This window comes from Agrobacterium sp. SORGH_AS_0440, from assembly GCF_031453135.1.
GTDB lineage: Bacteria > Pseudomonadota > Alphaproteobacteria > Rhizobiales > Rhizobiaceae > Agrobacterium > Agrobacterium pusense.
In genome coordinates this window covers 890,491-914,174 of the sequence record NZ_JAVIYR010000001.1, presented here as the reverse complement: position 1 = coordinate 914,174, position 23,684 = coordinate 890,491, and the positions used below count along the sequence as shown (strand labels likewise).

23 protein-coding genes are annotated in these 23,684 nt (G+C 56.9%); 11 read left to right on the top strand and 12 right to left on the bottom strand.

Features of this window, described 5'->3' with window-relative positions:
• Window positions 1-63: 63 nt before the first annotated feature.
• Window positions 64-768: an anti-sigma factor domain-containing protein gene (locus QE453_RS04225; RefSeq protein ID WP_309776454.1), complete on the bottom strand. Its 705-nt coding sequence runs from the start codon at window positions 766-768 to the stop codon at window positions 64-66.
• Window positions 765-1,310, bottom strand: coding sequence for a sigma-70 family RNA polymerase sigma factor (locus QE453_RS04220; protein WP_309776453.1), 546 nt, complete (start codon window positions 1,308-1,310; stop codon window positions 765-767). Before QE453_RS04220 ends, QE453_RS04225 begins: the two co-directional genes overlap by 4 nt.
• A 197-nt stretch (window positions 1,311-1,507) precedes the next feature.
• Between QE453_RS04220 and QE453_RS04215 the strand changes: the two genes are divergently transcribed.
• The 3 genes from QE453_RS04215 to QE453_RS04205 all read left to right on the top strand — a co-directional run bounded on the left by QE453_RS04215 (window position 1,508) and on the right by QE453_RS04205 (window position 4,000).
• Complete coding sequence (locus tag QE453_RS04215; protein WP_022563210.1) at window positions 1,508-2,296, top strand: DUF4394 domain-containing protein; 789 nt, start codon at window positions 1,508-1,510, stop codon at window positions 2,294-2,296.
• Between the two features lie 94 nt (window positions 2,297-2,390).
• A complete protein-coding gene (locus QE453_RS04210) occupies window positions 2,391-2,777 on the top strand; it encodes an aconitase family protein (protein WP_353505554.1) in 387 nt (128 codons plus the stop codon).
• A gap of 677 nt (window positions 2,778-3,454) precedes the next feature.
• Window positions 3,455-4,000, top strand: coding sequence for a hypothetical protein (locus QE453_RS04205; protein WP_309776451.1), 546 nt, complete (start codon window positions 3,455-3,457; stop codon window positions 3,998-4,000).
• Here QE453_RS04205 and QE453_RS04200 read toward each other — a convergent pair.
• The 3 genes from QE453_RS04200 to QE453_RS04190 form a co-directional block, all read right to left on the bottom strand.
• Window positions 3,985-4,632, bottom strand: coding sequence for a response regulator transcription factor (locus tag QE453_RS04200; RefSeq protein ID WP_244405589.1), 648 nt, complete (start codon window positions 4,630-4,632; stop codon window positions 3,985-3,987). The genes QE453_RS04205 and QE453_RS04200 overlap by 16 nt on opposite strands.
• On the bottom strand, window positions 4,629-5,999 hold the full coding sequence (locus QE453_RS04195) for a sensor histidine kinase (protein WP_309776450.1): 1,371 nt from the start codon (window positions 5,997-5,999) through the stop codon (window positions 4,629-4,631). Before QE453_RS04195 ends, QE453_RS04200 begins: the two co-directional genes overlap by 4 nt.
• A gap of 183 nt (window positions 6,000-6,182) precedes the next feature.
• Window positions 6,183-6,578, bottom strand: a complete 396-nt coding sequence (locus tag QE453_RS04190) for a DUF1236 domain-containing protein (RefSeq protein ID WP_004446075.1) — start codon at window positions 6,576-6,578, stop codon at window positions 6,183-6,185.
• A 168-nt stretch (window positions 6,579-6,746) separates the two neighbouring features.
• On the opposite strand from QE453_RS04190, the gene QE453_RS04185 reads away from it, so the two are divergent.
• Complete coding sequence (locus QE453_RS04185) at window positions 6,747-7,052, top strand: DUF1236 domain-containing protein (protein ID WP_034497513.1); 306 nt, start codon at window positions 6,747-6,749, stop codon at window positions 7,050-7,052.
• 226 nt (window positions 7,053-7,278) lie between these two features.
• Window positions 7,279-7,896, top strand: coding sequence for a BA14K family protein (locus tag QE453_RS25225; RefSeq protein WP_112416108.1), 618 nt, complete (start codon window positions 7,279-7,281; stop codon window positions 7,894-7,896).
• 368 nt (window positions 7,897-8,264) lie between these two features.
• Here QE453_RS25225 and QE453_RS04180 read toward each other — a convergent pair whose 3' ends face one another.
• The 4 genes from QE453_RS04180 to QE453_RS04165 all read right to left on the bottom strand — a co-directional run bounded on the left by QE453_RS04180 (window position 8,265) and on the right by QE453_RS04165 (window position 13,747).
• Complete coding sequence (locus tag QE453_RS04180; RefSeq protein WP_244405593.1) at window positions 8,265-10,574, bottom strand: GAF domain-containing protein; 2,310 nt, start codon at window positions 10,572-10,574, stop codon at window positions 8,265-8,267.
• A gap of 26 nt (window positions 10,575-10,600) precedes the next feature.
• Window positions 10,601-11,026 (bottom strand): response regulator, encoded by a 426-nt coding sequence (locus QE453_RS04175; protein ID WP_004446066.1) that lies wholly within the window; start codon window positions 11,024-11,026, stop codon window positions 10,601-10,603.
• Window positions 11,027-11,037: 11 nt separating this feature from the next.
• Complete coding sequence (locus QE453_RS04170) at window positions 11,038-12,147, bottom strand: PAS domain-containing protein (RefSeq protein WP_006697873.1); 1,110 nt, start codon at window positions 12,145-12,147, stop codon at window positions 11,038-11,040.
• Window positions 12,148-12,367: 220 nt separating this feature from the next.
• A complete protein-coding gene (locus QE453_RS04165; RefSeq protein ID WP_309776926.1) occupies window positions 12,368-13,747 on the bottom strand; it encodes an enoyl-acyl carrier protein reductase FabMG in 1,380 nt (459 codons plus the stop codon).
• 664 nt (window positions 13,748-14,411) lie between these two features.
• On the opposite strand from QE453_RS04165, the gene QE453_RS04160 reads away from it, so the two are divergent.
• The 6 genes from QE453_RS04160 (at window position 14,412) to QE453_RS04135 (ending at window position 20,988) form a co-directional block, all read left to right on the top strand.
• Window positions 14,412-15,875, top strand: coding sequence for an ABC transporter substrate-binding protein (locus tag QE453_RS04160; RefSeq protein WP_309776448.1), 1,464 nt, complete (start codon window positions 14,412-14,414; stop codon window positions 15,873-15,875).
• Window positions 15,876-16,039: 164 nt separating this feature from the next.
• Window positions 16,040-17,011 (top strand): ABC transporter permease, encoded by a 972-nt coding sequence (locus QE453_RS04155; RefSeq protein WP_004446060.1) that lies wholly within the window; start codon window positions 16,040-16,042, stop codon window positions 17,009-17,011.
• A gap of 1 nt (window position 17,012) precedes the next feature.
• Window positions 17,013-17,912: an ABC transporter permease gene (locus tag QE453_RS04150; RefSeq protein WP_113381393.1), complete on the top strand. Its 900-nt coding sequence runs from the start codon at window positions 17,013-17,015 to the stop codon at window positions 17,910-17,912.
• Complete coding sequence (locus QE453_RS04145) at window positions 17,909-18,883, top strand: ABC transporter ATP-binding protein (RefSeq protein WP_309776446.1); 975 nt, start codon at window positions 17,909-17,911, stop codon at window positions 18,881-18,883. The genes QE453_RS04150 and QE453_RS04145 overlap by 4 nt, the downstream gene beginning before the upstream one ends.
• Complete coding sequence (locus QE453_RS04140) at window positions 18,880-19,869, top strand: ABC transporter ATP-binding protein (protein WP_309776445.1); 990 nt, start codon at window positions 18,880-18,882, stop codon at window positions 19,867-19,869. The genes QE453_RS04145 and QE453_RS04140 overlap by 4 nt, the downstream gene beginning before the upstream one ends.
• A gap of 39 nt (window positions 19,870-19,908) precedes the next feature.
• The gene (locus QE453_RS04135; protein WP_309776444.1) at window positions 19,909-20,988 is read left to right on the top strand and encodes a serine hydrolase; all 1,080 of its coding nucleotides are present in this window, start codon (window positions 19,909-19,911) and stop codon (window positions 20,986-20,988) included.
• 21 nt (window positions 20,989-21,009) lie between these two features.
• On the opposite strand, the gene QE453_RS04130 is transcribed toward QE453_RS04135, so the two are convergent.
• From QE453_RS04130 to QE453_RS04120, 3 genes are all read right to left on the bottom strand, one after another.
• Complete coding sequence (locus tag QE453_RS04130) at window positions 21,010-21,960, bottom strand: LysR family transcriptional regulator (protein WP_034497496.1); 951 nt, start codon at window positions 21,958-21,960, stop codon at window positions 21,010-21,012.
• Window positions 21,961-22,161: 201 nt separating this feature from the next.
• Entirely contained in the window at window positions 22,162-22,359 is a 198-nt protein-coding gene (locus QE453_RS04125; protein ID WP_309776443.1) for a hypothetical protein, read from the bottom strand.
• Window positions 22,360-22,453: 94 nt separating this feature from the next.
• Complete coding sequence (locus tag QE453_RS04120; RefSeq protein ID WP_309776923.1) at window positions 22,454-23,659, bottom strand: autotransporter outer membrane beta-barrel domain-containing protein; 1,206 nt, start codon at window positions 23,657-23,659, stop codon at window positions 22,454-22,456.
• Between the last annotated feature and the right edge of the window lie 25 nt (window positions 23,660-23,684).

The following is a 23,684-nucleotide window of genomic DNA, read 5'->3' as shown; positions in this document are numbered from 1 at the left end:
AAGCAGATGGGACAAAAATCGCCTGTCGGATGAGGCGCTGAAGCAACGCTCAGACGGTGGATTTCATCGCGGAAATTTCGCCAGCCCTTTGGCCAAGATCGGTCCGGTCGGTCTGCCTGTCGGCGATCCTCCCGCTTGTTCGAGCGTGATCTCGTATAGCTGGTTGTCACGCGGGGTGGGCAATGCGGGTCCATCAAGGCGAGCCGAGCGAACGCCTTTCAGCAATCCGAGCGAAACAGGCCCAATTTCTCGAGACGGAAGCGTCCAAACCTCTATCGTCTTATCGTTCGGCACCGCAAAGTCGGCCAGTATACGGATCATCGCCCGTTCATCGCCAAAGTCCTCGACAACCGCCTGAATATCTCCAGCCTCATTGATCAAAACGGCGACGACAAGCGGCTCCGCCTTGTGAATGAGGCTGTATCCAAGACCGATGGCAAGCAACAATGCGGCGGCAATTGACGAAAGCGCAGCGATCTTCCAGCCTTTGCTGTTATTGTCATTCGCGAGCGTGGAAACAGACATGTAGCGGGTCGCAGGCTGCGAAGTCAGCCCAGATTCAATGCGATGCCACAGGTTCTCGTTGACGGTTGCCGGTGTGATAGCGGTGTCGAGGGGCAGGAAACGCTCACGGCTTGCAGCAATCGCGGCCTTGAGTTCGGAATCTCGTTCCATGGCGTCCTCGATTTCCGCGGCGGCGGTGCTTTCGGTCAAGCCCAACACATACTCGTCAGCGAGGTTCGGTATATCCTTGCGGTCGTAGATCATCCCATGCACTCCCGAAGCGTCAGAAGCCCGCGCCTGATCCAGGATTTCGCTGTGCCAAGTGGAATGCGCAGCCTTCCGGCGATCTCGCCGTGAGAATAGCCTCCAACATAGGCCATCAGAATACCGTGCCGCTTTGTCTCATCGAGCGATCCCAGGCATTCGTGCAGGCGCGATTGTGTGTCCAGACGGTGCCACGCACCCATGATCGCGTCTGCCTGTTCGGCTTCCTGAAGCGCGTCTACCTCTTCGACCGAATGTTCAAGTTTGCCATCCCGCAGGAGATTGAGCGCTCTGTTTCGAACAATGGCATAAATCCATCCGCGCGCGGAGCCACGGTCCGCACTGTATTGATAAGCGTGGGTCCATATTCGGATAAAGGCTTCCTGCACGACCTCTTCGGCAAGTTCGCGACGTCCAACGATGCGTTGCGCCACGGCGACCAACCGCCCAGCCTCCTGATCGAAAATTCGGCGTAATGCCGAACGATCACCCTTAGCGCAGGCAGCAAGCGCCTTATCCAGATCGTCCGGCCCGGAACCCATTAATATCCTTCCATGATCCAGCGGTGAAAATCGTCAGCTTTCACGAACTATACCCATCCGGCGATCAAATGGATGCATCCTGAGAATTATTTTTACGACCTGCATCCATTCGCCTCCCTTGCGGTGTCTTCAATGGTGAAGGGTCAAGCGCCGAGTGCCTGACGCCTTCTCGAATGTTGAACGCACGGGAGAAAGACATGAAGACCATCCTTTTCGCACTGACCGCCTCCGCCGCCTTTGCTGCCATGGCATCGACAGCCTTTTCGGCACCCGTTCTCGGGCTGACGAGTGACAAAACACTTGTCATGTTCGATACCGCGAAGCCCGCCGTTACAAAGACCATGGAAGTAACTGGCGTCGATAAGCTCGTCGGCATTGATTACCGCCCCGCCAACAAGACAGTGATCGGTGTTACTGCGGACCATCGTATCGTTACCATCAACCTTGAAAGCGGTGCTGCCACTGATCTCGCAAAAATGGACAAGACGCTGACGGTGACACAGGCTCCGATCGTCGTCGATTTCAATCCGGTGGCTGATCGTCTTCGTTTCATGACTGGCACCACCAACCACCGTGTCCATCCTGACACCGGTGCAGTGACGGTCGACGGCGTCCTGGCCTTCGAAGATGGTGACATGCACAAGGGCGAGACGCCGAACATTGTCGCAGCCGCCTATACCAACTCCATCGGCAAGCCTGAAAAGACCGCAATGTACAATATCGATGCGACGATTGGCGCCTTGATCCAGCAGACCAAGCCGAATGACGGCACTTTGAAAGCAATTGGCAAGCTGGGTTTCAAAGACAAGCCAGCCACCTATGCTTTTGACATTCAGGGCACGGAAGCCGGAAAGAACACTGCCTATCTCGCTGCAAACAAAATGCTTTACACCGTTAATCTCGACACCGGCAACGCTACCGAAGTAGGCGCTATCACCGGCACGGACAACGAAGTCCGCGACATCGCTGTTCTTCCCGAAATGTGACACAGGAAGACGGGCGGAGGCCGATGACCAGCAATCTGCCTCCGTCCGATTACTCTTCGAGTAATCAGGCCTCAATTGTCCTTGCGAGCTCGACCTGTCAACGGTCGAGCCGAGCCTTGCAGGTTTTTGCCGACCTCAGGACAAGATCCAGGTCTGCGGCACTCGCGATGCAATCCTCAACATGCGAGAAGTGCTGGCCATTTTTGTCGAGAGTAGCCCGAATCATGGCGCCGTTGCGATCGCCGCAATTACCAGCTGTACAAATACTTCGTATCCCCCGTTTGCTAATTGCCGCCGGCTTGCGCGCCTGGAAAGTGACGGAGCTTGGCATTCGACCTGCGGCATGGGTCAAGACCTCACTGGTGCCAGGCTCGCTTACCGCGGAGCGATATCTCCGCCGCGCGGGCTTCCTGCCGATCTGGAAGCTTTGGGTTTGGGGGTGGTGCGAATGTCACCCGCACCGTGCGAGGATCGGCTTTGAGGAAAAAGGCCTCCTTCCGTTCCGGTCGAATAAGTCCCACCCAAATTTGGGCACTAAGTCCCAATCGATGAACCCCTCCGCATAATGAGTGTTGATTGTTTGGAAGTTGTCGCTCGAGGAACTCCAGCCGGGAACGATCCGAAGAACTCGACACAAGCCAATCATGGGCGCATTTCGCGCCCGGCGTCTCGGATACGCAATCGGTCGCACAGCATCTGATTGCAGAACGTAAAGAGGATAAGATGGACCAGAGCTTACGACCTGAGCCTTACACCGTTGAGCAACTTCAACAAAAATACTCTCTGAGCATTTCGAAGGCAGTCGACATTCTGGATCACTGTAACGGAGACAGGGCCCTGATCGACAAAATGTTGAAGAGATGCCACCAGAAGCAGCTCGATGCTCATCCGAAAAGCGATACGGACGGGAGCTGCTGACGCTTACTTTTGAGACCACGTTGCTTTTTTGGTCGCGCTGAACCAGCGGGAAAGTGCGGGGTTTCTTCACATTGTTTTACGCGCGGCTCTTGTGCAACCACCACGTCAGTCGCTTTCAGACGGCGATTATTTCAGAACAAGCGGGTTCAAGACTATCCCAGGTCAGTTCTCAACCGAGCCAAACTCTGGCAGCCTGTGCAGAGATAATTGGTTCGCGTCCATTCCGGCAGGACGGCAGATATGGAGAACGGAGTGCGTACAAGAAGAAACATGCTTAAGTACCTCTTCACCTTTCCCATGGTCGGACGGCCCGTGGTTGCGTTGATCGCTGTCCAATTCTTGCAGGCCGCTGGTGTTCGGGTTGCTGTCGCTCAAGGCAATGGCGGCGGCAACGGTAACGGGAATGACGGCGGTAATGGCGGAGGAAACAACGGCGGCGGCAATGGAAACGGAAATGGCGGTAACAGCGGCGGAAACGGAAGCGCAAACGGTGGCGGCAACGGCAACGGCGGCAGCAATGATGGCGGACATGGAAATGGAGGTGGCAAAGGGAACGGAAACGAGAGCGGAAGCGGGAAAGCACCAGATCCTGGAGCAGCCGGAAATTCCGGTCAGAACCGGGCTGGCGTTCAGCAGTCTGGCCAGGCTCTCGAAGTGCGTCACGCCAATGGCATCACCGAGACTTTACGAAAAGGCCGGTATTCGATGCGCGACAATAAGGGCCGTGTCATCGTTGATCGGCTTGCGACGGTCAAGGATCGTTTAAGGTTTCAGGGCTCACGCTGAGCAGAGATACGATCTCTCCAAAGAAGTGCCGCCTCCGTGCGATTGCTGACCTTTAACTTGGCAAAAATCCTTGTCACGTGATGCTTCACCGTTTTCTCGTGGAGACCCAGTTTGCGGGCGACAAGCTTGTTGCTCATTCCGATGGCGATGAGGTCCATGACTTGCCGCTCTCTTCTGCTCAGATCCTGACGCTGCTCGACCAGTTCCGATGCGGCCTTTCTTTCAGCCAGCAACTTGGCGCCCAGTTCGGGTGGAATGTAACGCCCGCCGTCTGCGATGGTCCGCAGCATCTGTACCAGCTCACGAGAGCCGACACCTTTCAAGGCGTATCCCGCCGCGCCCGACTGGATTGCTGTCTGAAGATCATCCACGCTCTCAGATGCTGTGAGAATGAGAATTCGAATGGACGGAGACAGGCTCAATATGGATTTGATCGCCGCTAGGCCGTTGCCGGGCATCGAGATATCCAGAAGGATGATGTCCGGCGCTAATCTGGTTGCAAGGGCTAGTGCGTCGTCGGCGTTTTCTCCTTCGCCCAAGACGTCGAAACCACACTCTTTCAGGCTCTGCGATACACCCGAGCGAAACATCGGGTGATCATCAACGATGACGACCTTTATATTTTCTGTCATGGATCGCTCACATCGACGGTGTTCAGTCTCATGGTGAGGTGCGTTCCGCGTGCCGATGTCTGCACTTCGAAACGGCCTCCCAGACTTTCAATTCTTTCTTTAAGGCCTGACAACCCGATGCAATCGGGTCCAATCTCGTCGAACGAAAAACCACTGCCGCCGTCTGAAACAGTAGCGACGATCTCTGTGCCTTCCTGTCGGAGTGACACGCATTGATTTGTTGATGCTGCGTGGCGCCAACCGTTGTTCAGACCCTCCTGGACGAACCGATAAACGCAGATTTTAACGGGAACTCCGACTTGCGCGTTCACATCCTCAATTGAGGTCGTTATTCGCGTACCAGCACGGGACTGATGATGTTCAACTGCCCGACCAACAACGTCTTCGATGGGCAGATTTTCTATATCCGGCAAAACAAGGCCGCGGCAGATGTTGCGGATATCCCGGATAGCTTCATCCAGACTGGCCTTGATCGATGTCGTCTCGGATTCTCGTTCATTCCGACTTGTCTGGTCACTGACGAGCTTCTCGCTGTCCACCCGAAGTGCTGCGTAGGCGATGAGCTGTGCAGGCCCATCGTGCAGATCGGCACCGATCTTGCGCAACAGCCGCTCGTTCAAGGCCACCGTGCGCTGCGATCCTTTCTGCACGCGACGCGCCAGGTCCTCGATCTCACGCAGTTGATGCCGGATCATCCTGCTGCCCTTGAGCACAATTGTGGAAAGAACGGCGAAAAATGCAGAGGCAACCGCGATGACGACGATCCAGCTCTTCCAGCGCGCTCGCGCCAGGCTTTTTTCAAGATCCGTTGCCCGCTCATAAAACTCTGCGACGGCAACCACCTCTCCGGACCATGGCTGCAACACGGGATTATATATCTCCAGGAGGGGTTCCCCGAGCGCTCGCTCCGCGTCGCTCTCTGGGTCTCCTGCCTCTTCGAAATTTGCGACGAGCTCGCCGGCGAACGCTTTTGTCCTGTTTTCGCCAGGCGGCACGACCATGTTCATCAGCCGCTTGTCGTTCGAGTAGATAATGGTTCCGTCTTTTGTCCACAGCCGGAAGGAAACCAGTCGTCTGCCCAGTGCACCCTCTCCCAGAGTTTCATCCAGCGTTCGTTCGATGGAATCGTCGAGTTTTGTCGCGCGGGTAAGATCCGGCAGGATAGGTGCAATGATGCTGTCGACGTAAAGCGCGGTTGTCGAGCCTGCATTCCTTGTTACAGTCTCAACAATCTGATCTGTCACCAGCAATCCAATCAAAACCGTCGCACCCAACGTAACAAGACCGCCGGCGAGGAAAAACTGTTGGGCGAGTGACAATGAGCCCAAGGTCTTCGATGAAAGACGAGTGATTGTGCGACCTGACATAGTGACACGCGTGCCTGTGACTTTGCCGCCGAGGGTCAGCCCAGCGAACTTCAGACAACAGTAAATTATGATCCCGAGGACGGAAAGCGAAGCCTGAAGGCATGAAGATTTTTATTTCTGAAAATACTAATTTATTCCCCTAGGAAAAGGCCTGCCGGGAAGAAAGCCCGGCAGGCAATGCCATCAGTTGATAACCTGCACGACTTTGCGCGTGGTCGGTTCAACGATTACTCGCTGCTTGTTGACGATGGCATAAGAATATTTCGGTTCGTCCGGAACCTGATGAATGACCACAGTCGAAGGAAGCGGCTCGCCCACAACGACCTTTTCCTTCACGACAACTGTCTCGGCCGGCATCGGAGCCTCCCGAACATAGGTAACGACGCGCGGGGGCGGCGGATCGATAGCTGTGCCTGCGACGGCGCCCACGACGCCACCAACGGCTGCGCCGACCGGGCCGCCTACGATTGCCCCGGTAATCGCGCCGCCAGCGGCGCCGGTTACAGTCGATTCCTGAGCCTGAGCTCCGCCGGCGACCAGTATTGCGAACGTCAGGAAAGAAAGCTGTTTCATCTGCATGGGTGTTCCTCCTTCGGGCAGAATTTCTACAGCCAAACAATATTTTTCGATCTGCATCAGTTCCGGGCATAGGACTTTGTGCCCTGTCTGGAACACTTTCCGCGCAATTTGCTTGAAATCCCACCTGCAACCGCAGGCAAAAAGCAACACTTGCCAAGGTGGAATGATATGAAAACCCGAGTCCTCGCAATGACGGCTGCAATGATCGTCATGGGCACGTCGAGCGTTCTGCACGCGCAGACCGTCGTGATCAGCCCGGAACAGGAAGTTGTGATCCAAAAATACGTGACTGCGCACACGGTCACCTCAGTGGATGTGCCAAATGTCGATGTCGTGGTTGGCACTGCCCTTCCGGAAACGGTGGAGCTGCACAGGATTGATGCACCGGATGTCACCTACAGCTACGTCGTCGTTAACGGAAAGACCGCGATCGTCGATCCCGGCACCCGCAAGGTCATCAGGATCATGAACTAAGCCGGTAACCCGGGCGATCGATGGAGGCGAGATGTCACGTCGTCGTTCATCGATCCTGCAGGCTGTAAGATCATCTACGTTTTTACGATCTGACAGCTTTCCCGGCCACTCAGCGTTGGTCGCGGTGGCGCGACCAACAATTTGATCGGCTACCCGTGTGCCGAGCGGCACGAAATTTTCCGTCCTGCTGCTCTGGCGATATTTCGATGCTTTTTAGTGATGCGCCATGCAAAACGTTATCGTCGGCTCCCTACTGTTTCTCTGCTCATTACCCGTTGTTGGCGGTGGAATGAGGATTGCGTCCGATCTCAGGTCGCAGTCCCGGCCACCTGTCATTCTTGATGTAAATGAGGAGCCCTTGTGGACCACGCAGGTCAAGCGTGTTGATCCAAATGAGCAAGCCTATGAGCGTTTACCGGCTGACGTTGATGACGCGCTCCTCGCTTCCAATGATGTCCCGCGAAGCAAGCCATCCATAGAAGATAGCGGTCTACCGCTTGGAAAAGCGACTGAGATTGATGTTGCGGAGCACAAATCAGATGAATGGTGCTCCCGCAAATACCGGTCTTATGTGAAGGCCGATAAAAGTTACCAACCCTTCAGTGGCGGGCCACGCAGGCGCTGCGTCCCACCGATAGATCTGGTCGAGACGGAGAAGCGACCGCAAATTGCCTCGCTGAACGACGACCATGTTGCCTGGTGTATGAGCCGGTATCGGTCTTACCAGCCTGAGGACAATTCTTATCAGCCGTTTTCAGGTCCGAGGAGAAAGTGCCAATCCGGTCTAGAAACGCCAGATCAGCGCTACCGGACAACTCTACTCGCCCAACAGGTTCCCAATTAGACAGACGACCTCTGCCGTCCTCGATGGCGGCTCTTTCAGTAGGCCAGCCAGCCAAGAAATTGCCGATACTCCAACATCATTGTCTGAATTCCATTGGTTGTCTCCTTCCCCTCGCCGTTGCGTGCTGTCATGAGGGCGTATTGAGGAGGAGGGAATGCCGATGCGCCGGGCGAAGGCCACGCTGAAAGTGCTTGCTGAGCCAAATTGGCGCTGTTCGGCTACATCCTTAACTGCAGGTTCAGCGCTAAACTAGCAGGTATTTCACCGGTGAGCCCTGGTGCTGACAGTTGCAGTCGGGAGCAATGGACGGTCGGTCGAAAACTGGTTTGCCGATCATGGTTGCCCCTCATTATGGCTTCGGCTCGATGTCACTGCTCAAGCTGTGAAACCAGCGCCTGCATGGTCACACGCAGTCCGTCAGGATCGTAATTGATCTCGACGCCCCCGGTTCCCAGAAGGCCCATGCGGATCAGCTTCGATCCAAACCCTTTTGCCGACGGCAGTTCCACCGGCGGGCCGTCCTGTTCGTTCCACTCCACAACAACCATGCCATCGCCACCGACGGGCTCAACCCTCCAGGTCACGATGACCTTTCCACCGTCGCTCGACCAGGCGCCATATTTCAGGGCATTGGTGCCGAGTTCGTGCATGAGAAGGCCAAGGCTGAGCGCAGTCCGCGGCCCGATTTCAAGGTCGGAACCTGACAGACGGTAACGATCCGGAAGAGAGAGTTGTCGAAGTGCGGTATCGATCACGGTCATCATACGCGCCGATGACCAGTCGTGAGTGAGCAGTACTTCATGCGCTTTTGAAAGTGCGTGCAGTCTGCTGACAAACGCTTCGACGGGCGCTCTGTCGGTGACGGGCCGAAGGGTCTGGGTCGCAATTGCCTGAACCATCGCCATCGTGTTCTTCAGCCGATGGCTTATCTCATGGTTGAGAACCTGCTGTTCCTGTTCCGCACGTATCCGCGATATTGCTTCGCGGGTGCGATCGGCAATCGTCCGCACGAAATCCCGTTCTTCTGAAGAAAATTCGTGCGGCTTTTCGTAATGCACAAACATGACGCCGACGAAAGCGCCCCGCTCAAGAATAGGGACGTTGACGAGGACGGAGATGCCCAGCGAGTTCAAAAGCTCCGCTGACGCCGAGGTTCTTGGATCGGCCGCAACGTCAGCTATGATGACCAGTTCGCCACGCTTCAGGTCTTCAATATAGGAACCGTAATCGCGAAATTGATGCTGGCCGGCAACGGTGAACATCCCGGGCGCGCGCCAGTCCGGCAGCATCTCCACGGTCTCGGCGATCGGATCGACGATGCCATAACCGGCTCGCGTTGCCCCTTGCAGGTTTCGAGCCATGATTTCCGCTGCTGCGAAAGCGACCTCGGCGACCGAGTCGAGTTCGCGGATCTTTTCGCCCAGCTCCAGAAAAGCGAGCTGCCGGTCTTCCGACAGCTTTTGGGCTGTCGCGTTTCTCGCAACCTTGATGAAGCCGGAAAGATGGGATGAGGAGTGATTGGGCATCGGGCGTATGGTGCCGTCAAGAAACACCCGCGTCCCATCGGCGGCAAGATGCCATCGGCGATCAAGTGCAACACCGTCGCGGCCCGCCGTTTCGATCTCAAACTGCGGAATATTCGCCGCCCGATCTTCCTGTGTAAAAATTTCTTCGAACGGTCTGCCGAGCATCTGCGCTTCCGACCAGCCGAAAGTCTCCTCCGCGCCGCCGAACCAGCTGGTGATGCGTTGGTTTTCATCAAGCGTCAGGATGATGTAATCCTTGGCGCCTTCGACGATCAGTCGCAGCTTCGTCTCGCTGTTGCGTAGCGCCTCCACCGCCCGCATCCGATCGGTGACGTCAACGAAGATGATGACGAATTTATCGTTGCCAGTCGCCTGGACATAGCCGTCGAACCAGCGATTCAGGGAGCGAATCTTGCGAGTGAAACGCTTGCTTTGCCTGGTCTCCATCGCTTCGGCGACATCGGAAATCCATTCTTCCTCGAAGTCGGGGAAGACATCCCGCATTGTTCGGCCCGGGACACCATCTCCGGGCAAGCCAAGGAGAACACTCCAGGCCGGGTTGATTGTATCAAACCGCCAGTCGATGATCGATCCTTCAAGATCGCGGATCACGGAGCCGACGACGATGCCTTCTTCCAGCTGTTGAAAGAGTGTTCCCCATCGACGCTCGGAGAGGAAGGTCGCAATCTGATTGGAGACGACGCGCCCGATCCGGCTCAGCAACTCCAGCTCGCTTTCGGTCCAGTTTCGCGGCTCTCCGTCGATTGCCGCGAGCGCACCGATTACCAGGCCATCCGGCATGGTGACCGGAACACCCATGTATGAAATCACGCCGAGATCGGTGATGGCCAGATTGTCCCTGACGAGGTCGTGGAGCGTCGCATCCCCGATAATGAGGGGTATCTTGTCGCGAACCACGTGCTGGCAGAAGGAATGCGTCAGCGGCGTTTCTGCCGCCTCGGCCCATTTTTCCGGAAGGCCGAGATGGGCGATGAAGACCTGCCGGTGCTCATCAAGAATGGAAATCAGTGCCACCGGAGATTTCAGCCCGGCTTTGACAACCTCGATAATATCCTGGAATTCGGATTGGCCCTGAACATCAAGCAAACCAGAATTGCGAACGGCTTCAATGCGTTCAGATGGTGAGTTCAAGGTCAATCCCTAATCACGGATGCGTTTCACGCCGACAGAGCGGCGAGCAAACGGGGTGACAAAACGAGGCTTGGAGGCGCGGTGACGGACTGGTGCTCACCGTTCACAATGGTGTCGATGAATTCCAGCGCATTTTGCAGTCCGTTCATGGTGTAAGGTTTTTCGATCGCACCAAGGGCGCCCGCAAAATCCTCAGGAATCCGCTTCAGATTTCCGGAAACGAAGACATAGGGAATCGAACGGGACGCAAGATGACGGCCGACGTCGATACCCGTGGGACCGTCCAGCAACTGAATATCCACAAAGGCGAACTGTGGCGAGGACTTTTCGATCAAGGATAGAGCCTGCTTGCTTTCGGCGGCGACGCCGACGATCTCGTGCCCGGCCTCTTCGACCTCGCTCTCAAGCTCCATAGCCAGCAAAGCCTCGTCTTCAACAATCAAGATTTTCACGCGATATCCTTTCAGTCTTTTACAGAGAGCGTGACCCGCACGTCAGTACGGCGACCATCGACGGTCCTTACGATCGTTGCACGCAACTGCTTTAGTGACGCTTCCAGCATCTTCTTGCTGAAGGCGGCTTGTTCGCTATCCACTTCCACCGGGACAACGGTGTCAACGACCCGGATGAGGAAGTGACCGTTGAGTCGCTTCACTTCCAGATGCAGTTCACCACCGCCTTCTTTCAGTCCCCGGCCAATCGCGTCTCCAATGAGTTCGTTGATGATCAAGGCCAGAGGAGATGCCTTGGTTGCTGGAACCACGACCTCGTGAAGGTCTGTCGTGAGACTGATATCGGTCCGTTTTAAGGCACCGATCTTGTCCAGCATCAGGGTGTTGGCGAAATCCGCCACGTCGAAATGGCCAACATCCTCATCGTTCAGAAGTTTGCGCTGAACGGTGCTCAGTGCTTCGACGCGGTTCAGCACGGACATCAGTGTCCGCTCGACGACCTCGTTGTCTGTCATTCGCGCCTGGAGCTTGACGATGGAAGCGATCGTCAGAAGATTGTTTTTCACGCGGTGGTCGACCTCATGCACGAGCGCGGTTTTTGCGCGCAAGGCCTCGGTCAGATCGGCCGTTCTGAGCGCCACTTCTTCCTCGGCAATGTGCCGGGCGCGGGCGAGTTCGGCTTCCTTACTCTTGATATTGGTGAAGTCGAGCTGCGAGGCGAAAAAGTAGATCACGGCTCCGGACACGTCGCGCACCGGGCTTACGAAAAGTGCATTCCAAAATTTGGATCCATCTTTCCTGTAGTTGAGGATATCGACGGCAATGTCTTTTTGCGATGCAACGGCGTCACGAAGTTTGGTGACGGCGTCCGGATCGGTCTGTGGTCCCTGCAGGAGTCGGCAGTTGCGTCCAATTAGCTCGCCAACCTCGTAGCCGGTGAGGGTGCAGAACGCTTTGTTGCAGAAAATGATGGGATTGTCCGGCTGCCGTGGGTCCGTAATCAGCATCGGCATGCGGGTGGCCTTGAATGCGGCCGCAAACGGATCTTCTGATGCATGCGCTGACACAAGACGCTCACCGGCGTCTTTGGCGTCCTGCCGGGAGTTCTGGTTGTCGATCATTCAGCGCCCTGAGAATTGTACGCCGATGAAATGGGCCACTTCCGATTTTGTTCCAATGTCGCGGAAAAAAGAGCCCTTCTCCGATGCTCCAACGGACTCGCTTCTTATGACGCCTGCAACAAGCTGCCGGTACACAGGACCAATTGCAGGGGCGTTCCCCTGACGGGATTTGTCGCTCCAGGCCAAGACACCTGGTTTCCAAGCCAGGTTGGGGACGCCGTCACGCCATCTCAGGATGCGGGGATGCCGTCCCCTGAGCGACGAGCGGCGCAGAAGACTTAGAATGCGGGTGGGAAGCGTTAAGTCGCCGGGCAACAATATCGTGGTTGAGCCAAAGGACGGGACCCGCGGGTTCAGACGATTCGCCAAAGATCAGTTGCCCTGTTGCAGTCACAACGAGACTGCTCAGGAGATCACTAATCATCGTCTTGCCATCCCGATGCATCCGGGTGATCTCGTTTGACGTGCCGATGGTCAAATCGGCCTGTGCCTGGCTGTTTGCCATGGGCCATGCCGAAAAATCATAGAATGGACGCATGACCTCGCTGGCCTGCATGTCGGTGATCTTCCGCAAAACATCGTTCATGGTTAAGCCGTCCATGAGTAACTGCTCGCAGGCCTGCCATTGTTCGTCGGCCCATTCGCTCCCGTTTTCCTTCTTCAACGCAAGCAGCAGTGGTATCAGGGGCAGCTCGATACCGGTGAACACGTCGGACGAATTGGTCCGGATTTCAGGGCAGTTGTAGACGGTTGCCTTAATGCCTTTCGCCCAGGCATCCTCGGCGATGCCTTCGAGACGCATCTTCGCATATCCCTGGGTGTAGTTGGTATAGGTTTGCCAACGATAGCTCCCATCGATCAGGACCGCCGATCCGTGATAACCATAGGCCGTATATCGCACTTGTCCGCCCGAGGCTTCGATGCGCTCGCGGATCGCTGTGCTGAAGTCGATGAGATGGCGAAAGGTGTTTGCAGAGACGTCGTCAAAATTCTGCAGAATGAGTTTTCCCATATCGCTGTCGAGCAGCGTCTGAGAAGACATGTGGCGGGGGCCAGTTCCCTTGTAGATTCGATTGGCGACGACCAGGAATGTCTTCGCCTTCGGAATGCCGCCGGCCATTGTGTGGGCGAAGAAAACATTGCGGCCATTAGCGATCATTCCGTCCAGAGCGGTCATGACCTTTGACAGCGACGCCTTGAAACGCGCAGTGGCAATGTCTCGACATTGCTCCAGATAGTCCCAGTCGAGCCTGTCGTGTTCCCAGCTCTCAAGCGTCATCTTTGCCAGAAGATCGGTGGGCGTTGGGCCGTCTGCTGGCGCATCGAGATCGAAACCCGCCATAAGCGGTATGTTGATGATCCTACCGCCCAACTGGGCCTCCGCAGAAGACAGTTCCTCGGCGTCGAGCGGCCGCAGGGCGTTATTCTCGTCGCGCCGTCCGACGGTGATCCCCACGATCTCCATTCCAGCCCGTCTGGCTTCGTCTAGCAGGCCGGTGGCATACCCGCGACCGAACAATTCGCCGAAGAGTACGAAAACATCGCCCTTACGGAAGATCGTGTTTTCGGAAAGACGATTCAACGCAACCGGATTTTCCATACTGTCAACTCTTTGCTTCGCGTTTCGTCGAGCAGGTGCCCATACGATCTGAGCAAGACATGACCGCATAGTTCGCCGATGGGAACTCATTTTCGGTGACTGCTCATTTCAAAACGTGAAGAGCCGCGCAATCCGAAAACACCTCGGGATTACATCCGCCTTTCGCCGCGGTTGCTTCAGTACGAATTAGCGACAGCATTGCCGGCGAAGAGTTGGGAATGATACCCATATTGCCGGTTTTCTATACGCAGACAGATTTTCGCTAAGCGGTTTCAGCGCGTTATTTCTCGGCGGCCGCCAACCTGCTCTTTTCACGAGTACTCGGAAGCGCCGTCTATAAACGGCTGTCCTTGACACAATCGAATTATAGGCGACCGGCCAGTTCCCTTGCACGTTGCTCTCGATCACCTGAACCGACTTTGGCGCGGCCGTATATTCGCCTGGCGAATGATGAATGGAAAAAACATTCATTTGATAAATCAGGCGGAGGCCGGAATAATACTTTACGAGCCAACGTGGCCAAGGCGGTTCATCGCTCAAAGAAATCAATAAAAAAGGGAACGAAATGAGGAAAAGTGCGGTTTTTCTATGCTTGGCGGCCTGCGCCAGCTTTGCGGTTTCTCCGGCTATTGCGAAGGATATTAAGGTAGGATTGAGCGGCACCGTGACATCGGTTGATCCGCATTTTTATAATGCCTCTCCAAACAACAGTATCGCCATGCAGATATTCGACAGGCTGACCGAGCGGACAGCCGAAGGGCAGCTTGTCGAGGGCCTTGCAACGAAATGGGAGGCCGTTTCCGAAACCAAATGGCGTTTTACCCTTCGTGAGGGCGTAAAATGGCACGACGGAAAACCCTTCACCGCCGATGACGTTGTTTTCACGCTCAGCCGCGCTGGAAATGTTCCAAATAGCCCCGGCGGGTTCGGCGGTTTCATCAGAAATGTCGCAAGCGTCGAAACCGATGGAAATCTTGCGGTCCTCATCACCACGAAGGCACCGGCGCCTACCCTTCCGGGCGATCTTGCCAATATAGCGGTCATATCCCGGCACGTCGGGGAGGGCGCGGACACAGCAGACTACAATTCCGGAAAAGCGGCAATCGGCACCGGCGCCTTTCGCTTCTCGACTTTCAAGCAGGGCATCGAAGTTGGGCTGGAGCGCAATCCAGACTGGTGGGGCAAGAAAGTGGTCTGGGACCATGCGACCTACCGCATGATCTCCAGCGCCAGCGCGCGCACCACGGCTATTCTGGCGGGTGATGTCGACATTATCGACGCCCCCGCCGCAACCGATATCGCGCGATTCAAGTCGACAGCAAATCTTTCCTTCGTCTCCACGCCCGGTCTGCGCGTGATCTATCTGGCGCCGACGACCTCGGGAGAGAGCTGGAAAGCCAATGTAAAGGGGCCGAATGGTGAAGCGCTGGAGACAAACCCGCTTGCCGATGCACGCGTCCGCAACGCTTTGTCCGTGGCGATAAACCGTCAAGGTATCGTCGATAAGATCATGGAAGGTACAGCCACGGCATCCGGCCAGTGGCTGCCCAAAGGTGCCTTCTCCTACACCGACGACATTCAACCACCGAAGCCGGACGCGGCAAGCGCCAAGAAGATGCTGGCCGATGCTGGCTTCCCGAACGGTTTCCAGCTGACGGTTCATGTGCCGAACGACCGCTATCCCAATGCGCCTGCCGTCGTTCAGGCCGTCGCGCAGATGTGGACGCGCATTGGCGTGAAGACGAATGTGGAGGCCCTTCCATGGACCACCTTCTCTTCGCGTAAATCGGAATTCTCCATGAAGCTGCTGGGGCTCGGTAACGCCACCTATGATGCAAGCTCCATGTTGGTGAACGTTATCGGAACCGTTGATCCGAAGCGTGGACTGGGTGCTTCAAATGACAGCGGATACTCCAATCCGGCACTCGATGATCTCGTCGCGAAGGCGATGACGATTTACGACGACAAGGCTCGCGAGACGGCCCTTGTGGAGGCGGTCAAGGTTGCGGTAAATGACGGCGCCATCATACCGCTTTACCAGCAGAGCAACGCCTGGGTTACGCGCAAAGGCCTGTCCTATGCACCGCGGATCGATGAGCGTACGCTCGTGAAGGATATATCCGAATAAGTCTGCCTGACGGATCGGAATTGTTTCGATCCGTCACCGTCACCTCCTGCGCGCAGATGAGCGGCTTTTGCAAGAAGGCAAAGCCTGAAATGCGGTATATCTGACAGCGCCCGCATGTCGAAATCGGCGGGCCTGCGCCACATCATCAATGTTTTGAGGGTATCATGACCCTATGGATTATCCAGCGCCTGTTGCAAGCGATACTGGTCGCTCTAGCAATGGCCGTGATCGTGTTTGTTGGTCTTCACCTGATAGGCAGCCCGATCGAAACCCTGCTTCCGGCGGAAGCCACGCATGAAGACCGCCTGCGGCTGATCGCCGATCTCGGCCTTGATCGCCCGCTTTACGAGCAGTTCTTTCTGTTTCTGAAAGGCGTACTCCAGGGAAATCTCGGCATCAGCTATGTCTACAAGGAGCCGGCTGTCGAGCTGATCCTGTCCCGCCTGCCGGCCACGTTGGAGCTTGCCTTTGCGGCCGTCCTGCTGTCGCTCGTCTTCGGCGTGCCCCTCGGCCTCATGGCGGGTTGGAAGCCCGAGAGCCCATTTTCCCGCATGATCATGGTCGGTTCGATCTTCGGTTTCAGCCTGCCGATTTTCTGGATAGCCATTCTGCTTATCATGATATTCAGCGTGCAGCTGGGCTGGCTGCCGAGTTCCGGTCGCGGTGCAACCGAAACCCTGTTTGGCATTCCATGGTCCTTCGTCACGCTGGATGGCCTCAGGCACATGGTGCTGCCGGCAATCAGCCTTTCGCTGTTTAACATTTCCATGGTGACGCGCCTGACGGAAGCCGGTGTCCGCGAGGCCATGTCCAGCGAATATGTGCGGTTTGCCAAGGCCAAGGGCCTTTCGCCACGGCGCATACTCGGCATTCATGTCCTCAAGAATGTCATGATACCGGTCGTGACCGTCGTCGGGCTCGATATCGGCCAGACAATCGCCTTTTCTGTTGTCACTGAAACGATTTTTGCCTGGCCCGGCGTCGGGAAGATCATCATCGACAGTATCGCCGCGCTCGATCGCCCCGTGATCGTGGCCTATCTCATGCTTGTGGTCATCATGTTCGTCATCATCAATCTCGTCGTCGATGTCACCTACAGGCTGCTCGATCCGCGTATTCGACTTCAGGGAGAGTGACGTGCAAGCTATCCCCGTCTCCGCAAAATTCCGACCCGGGCTGCAATTCCTGCGGCAGTTTTCACGCTCACCGCTTGCGCTCATCGGCCTCATCCTGATCATACTTATTGCCCTTCTGGCGATCTTCGCTCCGATGTTATCGCCTCAAAACCCCTACGACCTGATGCAACTGGACATCATGGATGGCCGCATGCCGCCGGGATCGGAGGCTTCCGCTGGCTTCACCTTCGTCTTCGGCTCGGACGATCAGGGGCGCGACATGCTCTCCGCCATTCTCCACGGTCTGCGGATCAGCCTGATCGTCGGTCTCGGATCGGCGGCTATCGCCTTCGTCATCGGCACCGCTTTCGGCCTGACAGCCGCTTATGTCGGCGGCAAGGTGGAGACGGCCATGATGCGCATTGTCGATCTTCAGCTCTCCTTTCCCACGATCCTTTCGGCGCTCCTCATTCTTGCGCTGCTCGGGAAAAGCGTCGGCAACGTCGTTTTCGCCATCGTGCTCGTGGAGTGGGCGACCTATGCCCGCACCGCCCGCGGCGCCGCGCTGACCGAACTGCGCCGCGAATATGTTGAAGCGGCAAGGTCGTTGCGCCTTCCCCACCGGAATATCCTGTTTCGCCAGCTTCTGCCGAACTGTCTGTCGCCGCTGGTGGTGCTGCTGACCATGCAGGTCGCGCGCGCCATCACGCTTGAGGCGACGCTCAGCTTTCTTGGCCTTGGCGTGCCCGTTACCGAACCGTCGCTCGGGCTCCTCATTTCCAGCGGCTATGAATTCATGTTGTCGGGCACCTACTGGATCGCGCTTTTCCCCGGAATAGCGCTGCTCGTCACCATTTTTGCGATCAACCTCGTCGGCGACCGCCTGCGTCAAATGCTCGATCCGAAGGCTGCACAGAAATGACCGCCATGCTCGAAATCAAAGGTTTGAAAACCGAAGTCGTAACCGCCGAAGGCCGCGTCACCCTTATCGACGACATCAATCTCGACCTCGCGGCGGGTGAAGTTATGGGCCTTGTGGGAGAATCGGGATCGGGGAAATCGGTAACCGGCCTGTCGATCATGGGATTGATGGATAAACCAGCGCAGGTGACGGGTGGCCAGATACTTTTCAAGGGCAGGGATCTGCGGACGGTCTCTGAACGGGAGTTTCGCTCCATTCGCGGCAACCGGATTGCCATGATTTTCCAGGATCCGATGTCCACGCTCAACCCCGTGCTGCGTATCGATACGCAGATGATGGAGGTGGTGCGTGCCCATGAAAAGATCAGCAAGCAGGTGGCCCGCGAGAGGGCGCGTGATGCCTTGGGCATGGTCGGCATTCCAAGCCCTGAGGAGAGGCTGAGCGCCTATCCGCATCAATTCTCCGGCGGCATGCGACAACGAGTGGCCATCGCCATCGCACTCTTGATGTCACCGGATCTCATTATCGCCGATGAACCGACCACGGCGCTTGATGTCACCATTCAGGCGCAGATCCTTTCGATCGTGCAGAAGCTCGCGCGCGAAAAGGGAACTGCCCTCATCTGGGTGACACACGACCTCTCGGTCGTCGCTGGCCTCGCCGACCGCCTTTCGGTCATGTATGCCGGCCGCATCGCCGAACAGGGCAAGACGGCCGATCTGCTTCGACGCCCCATGCATCCCTATACAAATGGCTTGATGGCGAGCCTTCCCGCGCACAACAAACGCGGTTTCAGGCTCAAACAGATATCGGGCACGACGCCCTCCGTTGCCAATATGCCGAAAGGTTGCGCCTTTCACCCCCGCTGTTCGTCAGCCACCGAGCTCTGTCTCAGTCCACCGCAGCTTGAGCCCGTAGAAGCCCGACTTCTTCGCTGTTTTCACCCCGTCATGGAAGGAGCGCCAGCATGAGCAATCGACTGGAGGTACGTAACGTCAGCAAGCGCTTCAGCCGCAAATCCGGCCTGATCGAACGTGGCGCCGAATTCATCGGCCTGAAATCCCCCAATCCCGTCGTCCGCGCTCTGGATGATGTTAGTCTTACCGTCGCAGAAGGCGAAGTCGTCGGCATCGTCGGTGAATCCGGCTGCGGGAAGTCGACGCTCGGACGGGTGGTGGCTGGTCTGCTGCAGGCGTCAGACGGAACCGTGCTCTTTCGGGACAAGCGCCTTCAGGACATGCAGGGCGACGAGGCGGAGACGGCGCGGCTGAAGGTCCAGATGATCTTTCAGGACCCGTCCTCCTCCCTCAATCCGCGGCAGCGGGTGCGTGAGATCATTGGTGCTGCGCCACTGCATCATGGGCTGACCACGGCGCGGGAGCTGGATGACTACGTCAACCAGCAGATGGCGCGCGCCGGCCTTGATCCGTCACTGGCGTCCCGCTTCCCTCACCAGTTCAGCGGCGGGCAGCGCCAGCGTATCGGCATCGCACGCGCGCTTGCGGTTCAACCGGACATGCTGATCTGCGATGAGTCGGTCGCGGCTCTCGATGTGTCGATCCAGGCGCAGATACTCAATCTTTTTCTCGACCTCAGAGAACAGCTGGACCTGACTTATATCTTCATCAGTCACGACCTATCGGTTGTTGAGCATATCTCCGATCGCGTGGTGGTGATGTATCTCGGCCGTGTCGTGGAAGAGGCGACCGTGGAGGAATTGTTCGCCCATCCCAATCATCCCTATACCCGCGCCCTTCTTCAGGAACGACCAAGCCTCGATCCCGTGCAGCGCAGCTTTACCGCCATCGAAGGCGAAATACCAAGCCCGCTTTCACCGCCGTCAGGATGCCACTTCCACCCCCGTTGTCCGCTGGCGATGGAACGCTGTCGTGTCGAGCGGCCGGAGCTGCGTTCAGTCGGTTCGCACCACAAGAGCGCCTGTCATCTGAACGACTGACGTCGGCAAATCCAAAACCAAACCGCAAAAGGAAGAAATATGTCTGTTTCAGCACCTCTGGAACATTTGTCTGCCGAGCAAGGCCAGGAATTTCCGTCACAGGAATGGAAGCAGGTCGATAATCCTGCCAACCACGGTCTTTCCGCCGATGCTCGCTCGAAAGTCGATGCGGCTCTGGAAGCCTTGCCGACCACCTCGTTTATCGCGGTTGCCGGCGGCGAAATCCTCTATAGCTACGGTGATATTTCCGAGGTGAGCTATCTCGCCTCGACCCGCAAGAGCATCCTGTCGATGCTGATGGGCAAAGCCGTTGCCGAAGGAAAGATCGATCTTGATCTGACCATGGCAGACCTCGGCATCGATGAGGATCACGGCCTGTTGCCTATCGAAAAGACAGCGACGCTGCGGGACCTTCTGATCAGCAGTTCCGGCGTTTACCATCGGCCTGGGAGTCCCGGCAGCAATACCAAGAACATTCCAGAGCGCGGCTCCAAAAAACCCGGCACGTATTTCCATTACAACAACTGGGATTTCAACGTGCTCGGGGCCGCTTTTGAACAGTTGACCGGCCGCAGTGTCTTCAAGGCATTCGAGGAAGATTTCGCAGGCCCGATGCAAATGCAGGATTTCGACCTTTCTCGCCAGCGGATGATGGGTTACGAGGGCGCATCGCGATACCTTGCCTATCACTTCTTCCTGTCCGGGCGCGACATGGCGCGGCTGGGGCTTGCGATGGTCCGACAGGGTCGTTGGGGCGACACGCAGGTGATGCCGACCGAATGGGTTGCAGAAAGCACAAAGATCCGCGTTCCTGCGGAAAGCATGAATGAGAGCGAAAAGTCGCGGATTGCCGGCTACAGCTATCTCTGGTGGATTCCCGTGGTGACGGATGAGACGCCGGAATGGCAGGGCGCCTGTGTTGCCGCCGGCCATTTCGGGCAGTTCATCCTGTGCCTGCCAGCGCTCGACATGGTTTTCGTCAACAGGAGAGCAATCCCTGATCATCTGGCGATTGCCCGCAATGACGGCAGCTTCAAGGAAGAATTGCCGGCGGTGACCATGGAAAATTTCCTTGGCGTCGCCGATCATTTCATCCGCGCAAAGTTGACGACCGGATGATGCTGCAAGGCCGCTGATCCATCAGGGCGCGTCCCCGATGAAACAGTCGGAAATCTGCTCCCGCAGCCACTGGCTTGCCGGATCGCGCTCCTTTTCGGCAAGCCAGATCATGCTGGTCGACTGTTTTTCTTCTGCAAAGGGAGATTCCAGCAGCAACAATTCGTGCGAACGTTCGAAGAGTTTCGCAACGCTTTCCGGCATGATCGCCACAAGATCGCTGCGGGCTATGATCGCCACCGCTGCAGAAAAATGCGGCACGACGGCAACGACTCTTCGCTCAAGCCCCATGGCGTCCAGCCGCTCGTCGATCCAGCCACGACGGCTTGGCGCGGAGGTGACCTTGACGTGTCCAAGCGACAGCAGCGCATCCAGCGTCAGCGGCTTCTGCGCCGCCGGATTGGTGGCCGACATGATGCAGACGCGCCTCTCCGTAAAGAGTGAGGTGCAGCGGTAACGGGCCGGAAAATTGTCCGCCGTCATGACGGCGACATCAATCGTGCCTTCATCGAGATGCTCCTGTACGACGGGGAGGAAGTTTCGATTGTTGGCTACACCCGTGCGCGGCATGTGAATGACTTCCAGCACACAATGCTTAGCCCTCGCCTGCACACGTTCAATCAGGCGAGGCATCAGGACGACGGAGAAATAGTCGTTCATTCCGATCCTGAAGGCGCGGTGCGATGTTTCCGGTTCGAATTTGAGATGTGACAGCATCACGGTTTCGGTATCTTCGATGATACGCCGCACTGCCGGAAAAATCTCCGCGCAGAACCGCGTCATCACGAAACCACCTGACGTTTTCCGGAACAATTCATCACCCGTGATGGCACGAACGCGCTTCAGCGCATGGCTCATGGCGGGTTGGGAGAGACCGATATACTCGCCTGCTGCCGTCATGTTGCCTTTGACGACGAGGGCGTAGATGACCTTGAGTAGATTGAGATCGATGGATCCCAATGAAAATCGCTGCATGCGAACCTGCCTTAGCCTTCAAAACGTGCATGAACACAATGGCATGGACCGCGCCTGGCGAAAATAGGCGGCACCCCTTCGCTTGCGGTCTCAGGCGTTGGCTGCTTGCTGCCGCAGCTCGGCTCCTTCGAGACATGACAATGTGCCTCATGCTGGCCTCCTTGCGGATCAGTCAACGCAACACCGCCCGGCATCCCGGTTTTATTCTCTGTCCCGCACGTTTCCCAGCCACCTGAAGATCGTTGGTGCATACAGTCCGCCGGCGAGAAACGCCGCCAGCATGACCAGCGATACGCCGAGCTGGATGATGTCGAACCTGACCGTTCCATCTGCGACGAACCACCCCGTAATGATACCCGCTATCGCAAAGGGAAGACGTGCCAGGATTGGAAACCACATTTTCAGGCTCCTATTGCCAGATGATCAGGAGAGGTGCCCCGCCGCCCGCGCGAGCCAGGCACGCTCTTTGATCCTTTCAAGGCGTGGTCCGGTTCTACCACGTCATCTTCAATCCCAACTTCCCGTTCCAGGCGTACTGGTCGGCGTCGAAAGTCGTGCTGAAGTTGACGTTTCCATAGAGCGATGTGCTTTGCGATAGTCGTGTTGTGCCGCCAATCCCGATTTCGAGCCAGGTTTCCTTGAGGTCGCTTGCGAAGGCAACCGGGCCGTTGGCGGACGATATGTCCGTCTGCGCTTCCGCCGCGAATTCGTGCCACAGGCTCGCGCGGCCCCACACCGTATAAGATCTCTGGGACGTTTTATCCGTGTCGTCTGCATTCCAGGATCGCGCGAGCCGCGCTCCGATCCTGCCTGTAACCGAGTTCGACGTGTCGAAGTCGATATCGGCCGCCCCGTCGTTGAAGTCCCCCATCCGGATCGTCTGCAGCACCAGCTGTGCCTGAGGTTCGATCTGCCAGCCGTCCGCGAGATGAAAAGCACGCCCAGCCTCCAGCGATGCGGCAAGACCCACGCCATCGGCGTCCTGTTCCGGAAAGCCAATTGCCGTGCTGCGGTTCGATCTCGTATTGAAGCCGTACCAGGTTCCCTGAAGCACGCCGTCCAGATACCAGCCGTCGTCTGCCAGACGGGTCCAATATCCGCCGAGCGTGACGGCGTCGAACTGGTTGCGACCTGCGCTCCGCTCTTCGAAAATCCGGTCCTGGGTCACATCCATGATGCCATGACCGTAGGCAAGGTATAAACCCGCGCGATCGGTCAACCCGTTGGCTTCATTGGAATAAAGGTCCAATCCCGCCTGAAACGCAGCGAAGCGATAGTCGAACTCAGGCGCACCGTCATATATGCCCCGCGGATCGCCAGAGCGATGTCCCCAGTGGCCGATCGCGCGCATCCATGTACGCGGTTCGGTCGATTGCGACAGGGCATCTTCGGAGCGCTGACGTTGCTCCTCGTCACCAACGCGCTCGTGAAGCGTATCTATCATATGCCGACCGTAAATGGCCGCCATGGTGGGAATCGCCGCATAGAGCGACACCTCGGGGCGATAGTCGGGCAGAGGGTCAGGTCCGGGAGGCGTGGGATCGGGGCCGGGTGGCACAGGTGCCAGTTCCGAACGAAGATACCAGTTTTCGGCCGCAGTGCCGTCCGCCGCTCCTCTGAACAGGGAATATTCGTAAGGTCCTGCCACGACGGGTCCGGCGAGCGTAAAGGCCTGTGCACCGGTGTTGCCTCCGTTGATGGCGTCGACGAGAGAGGATACCGTT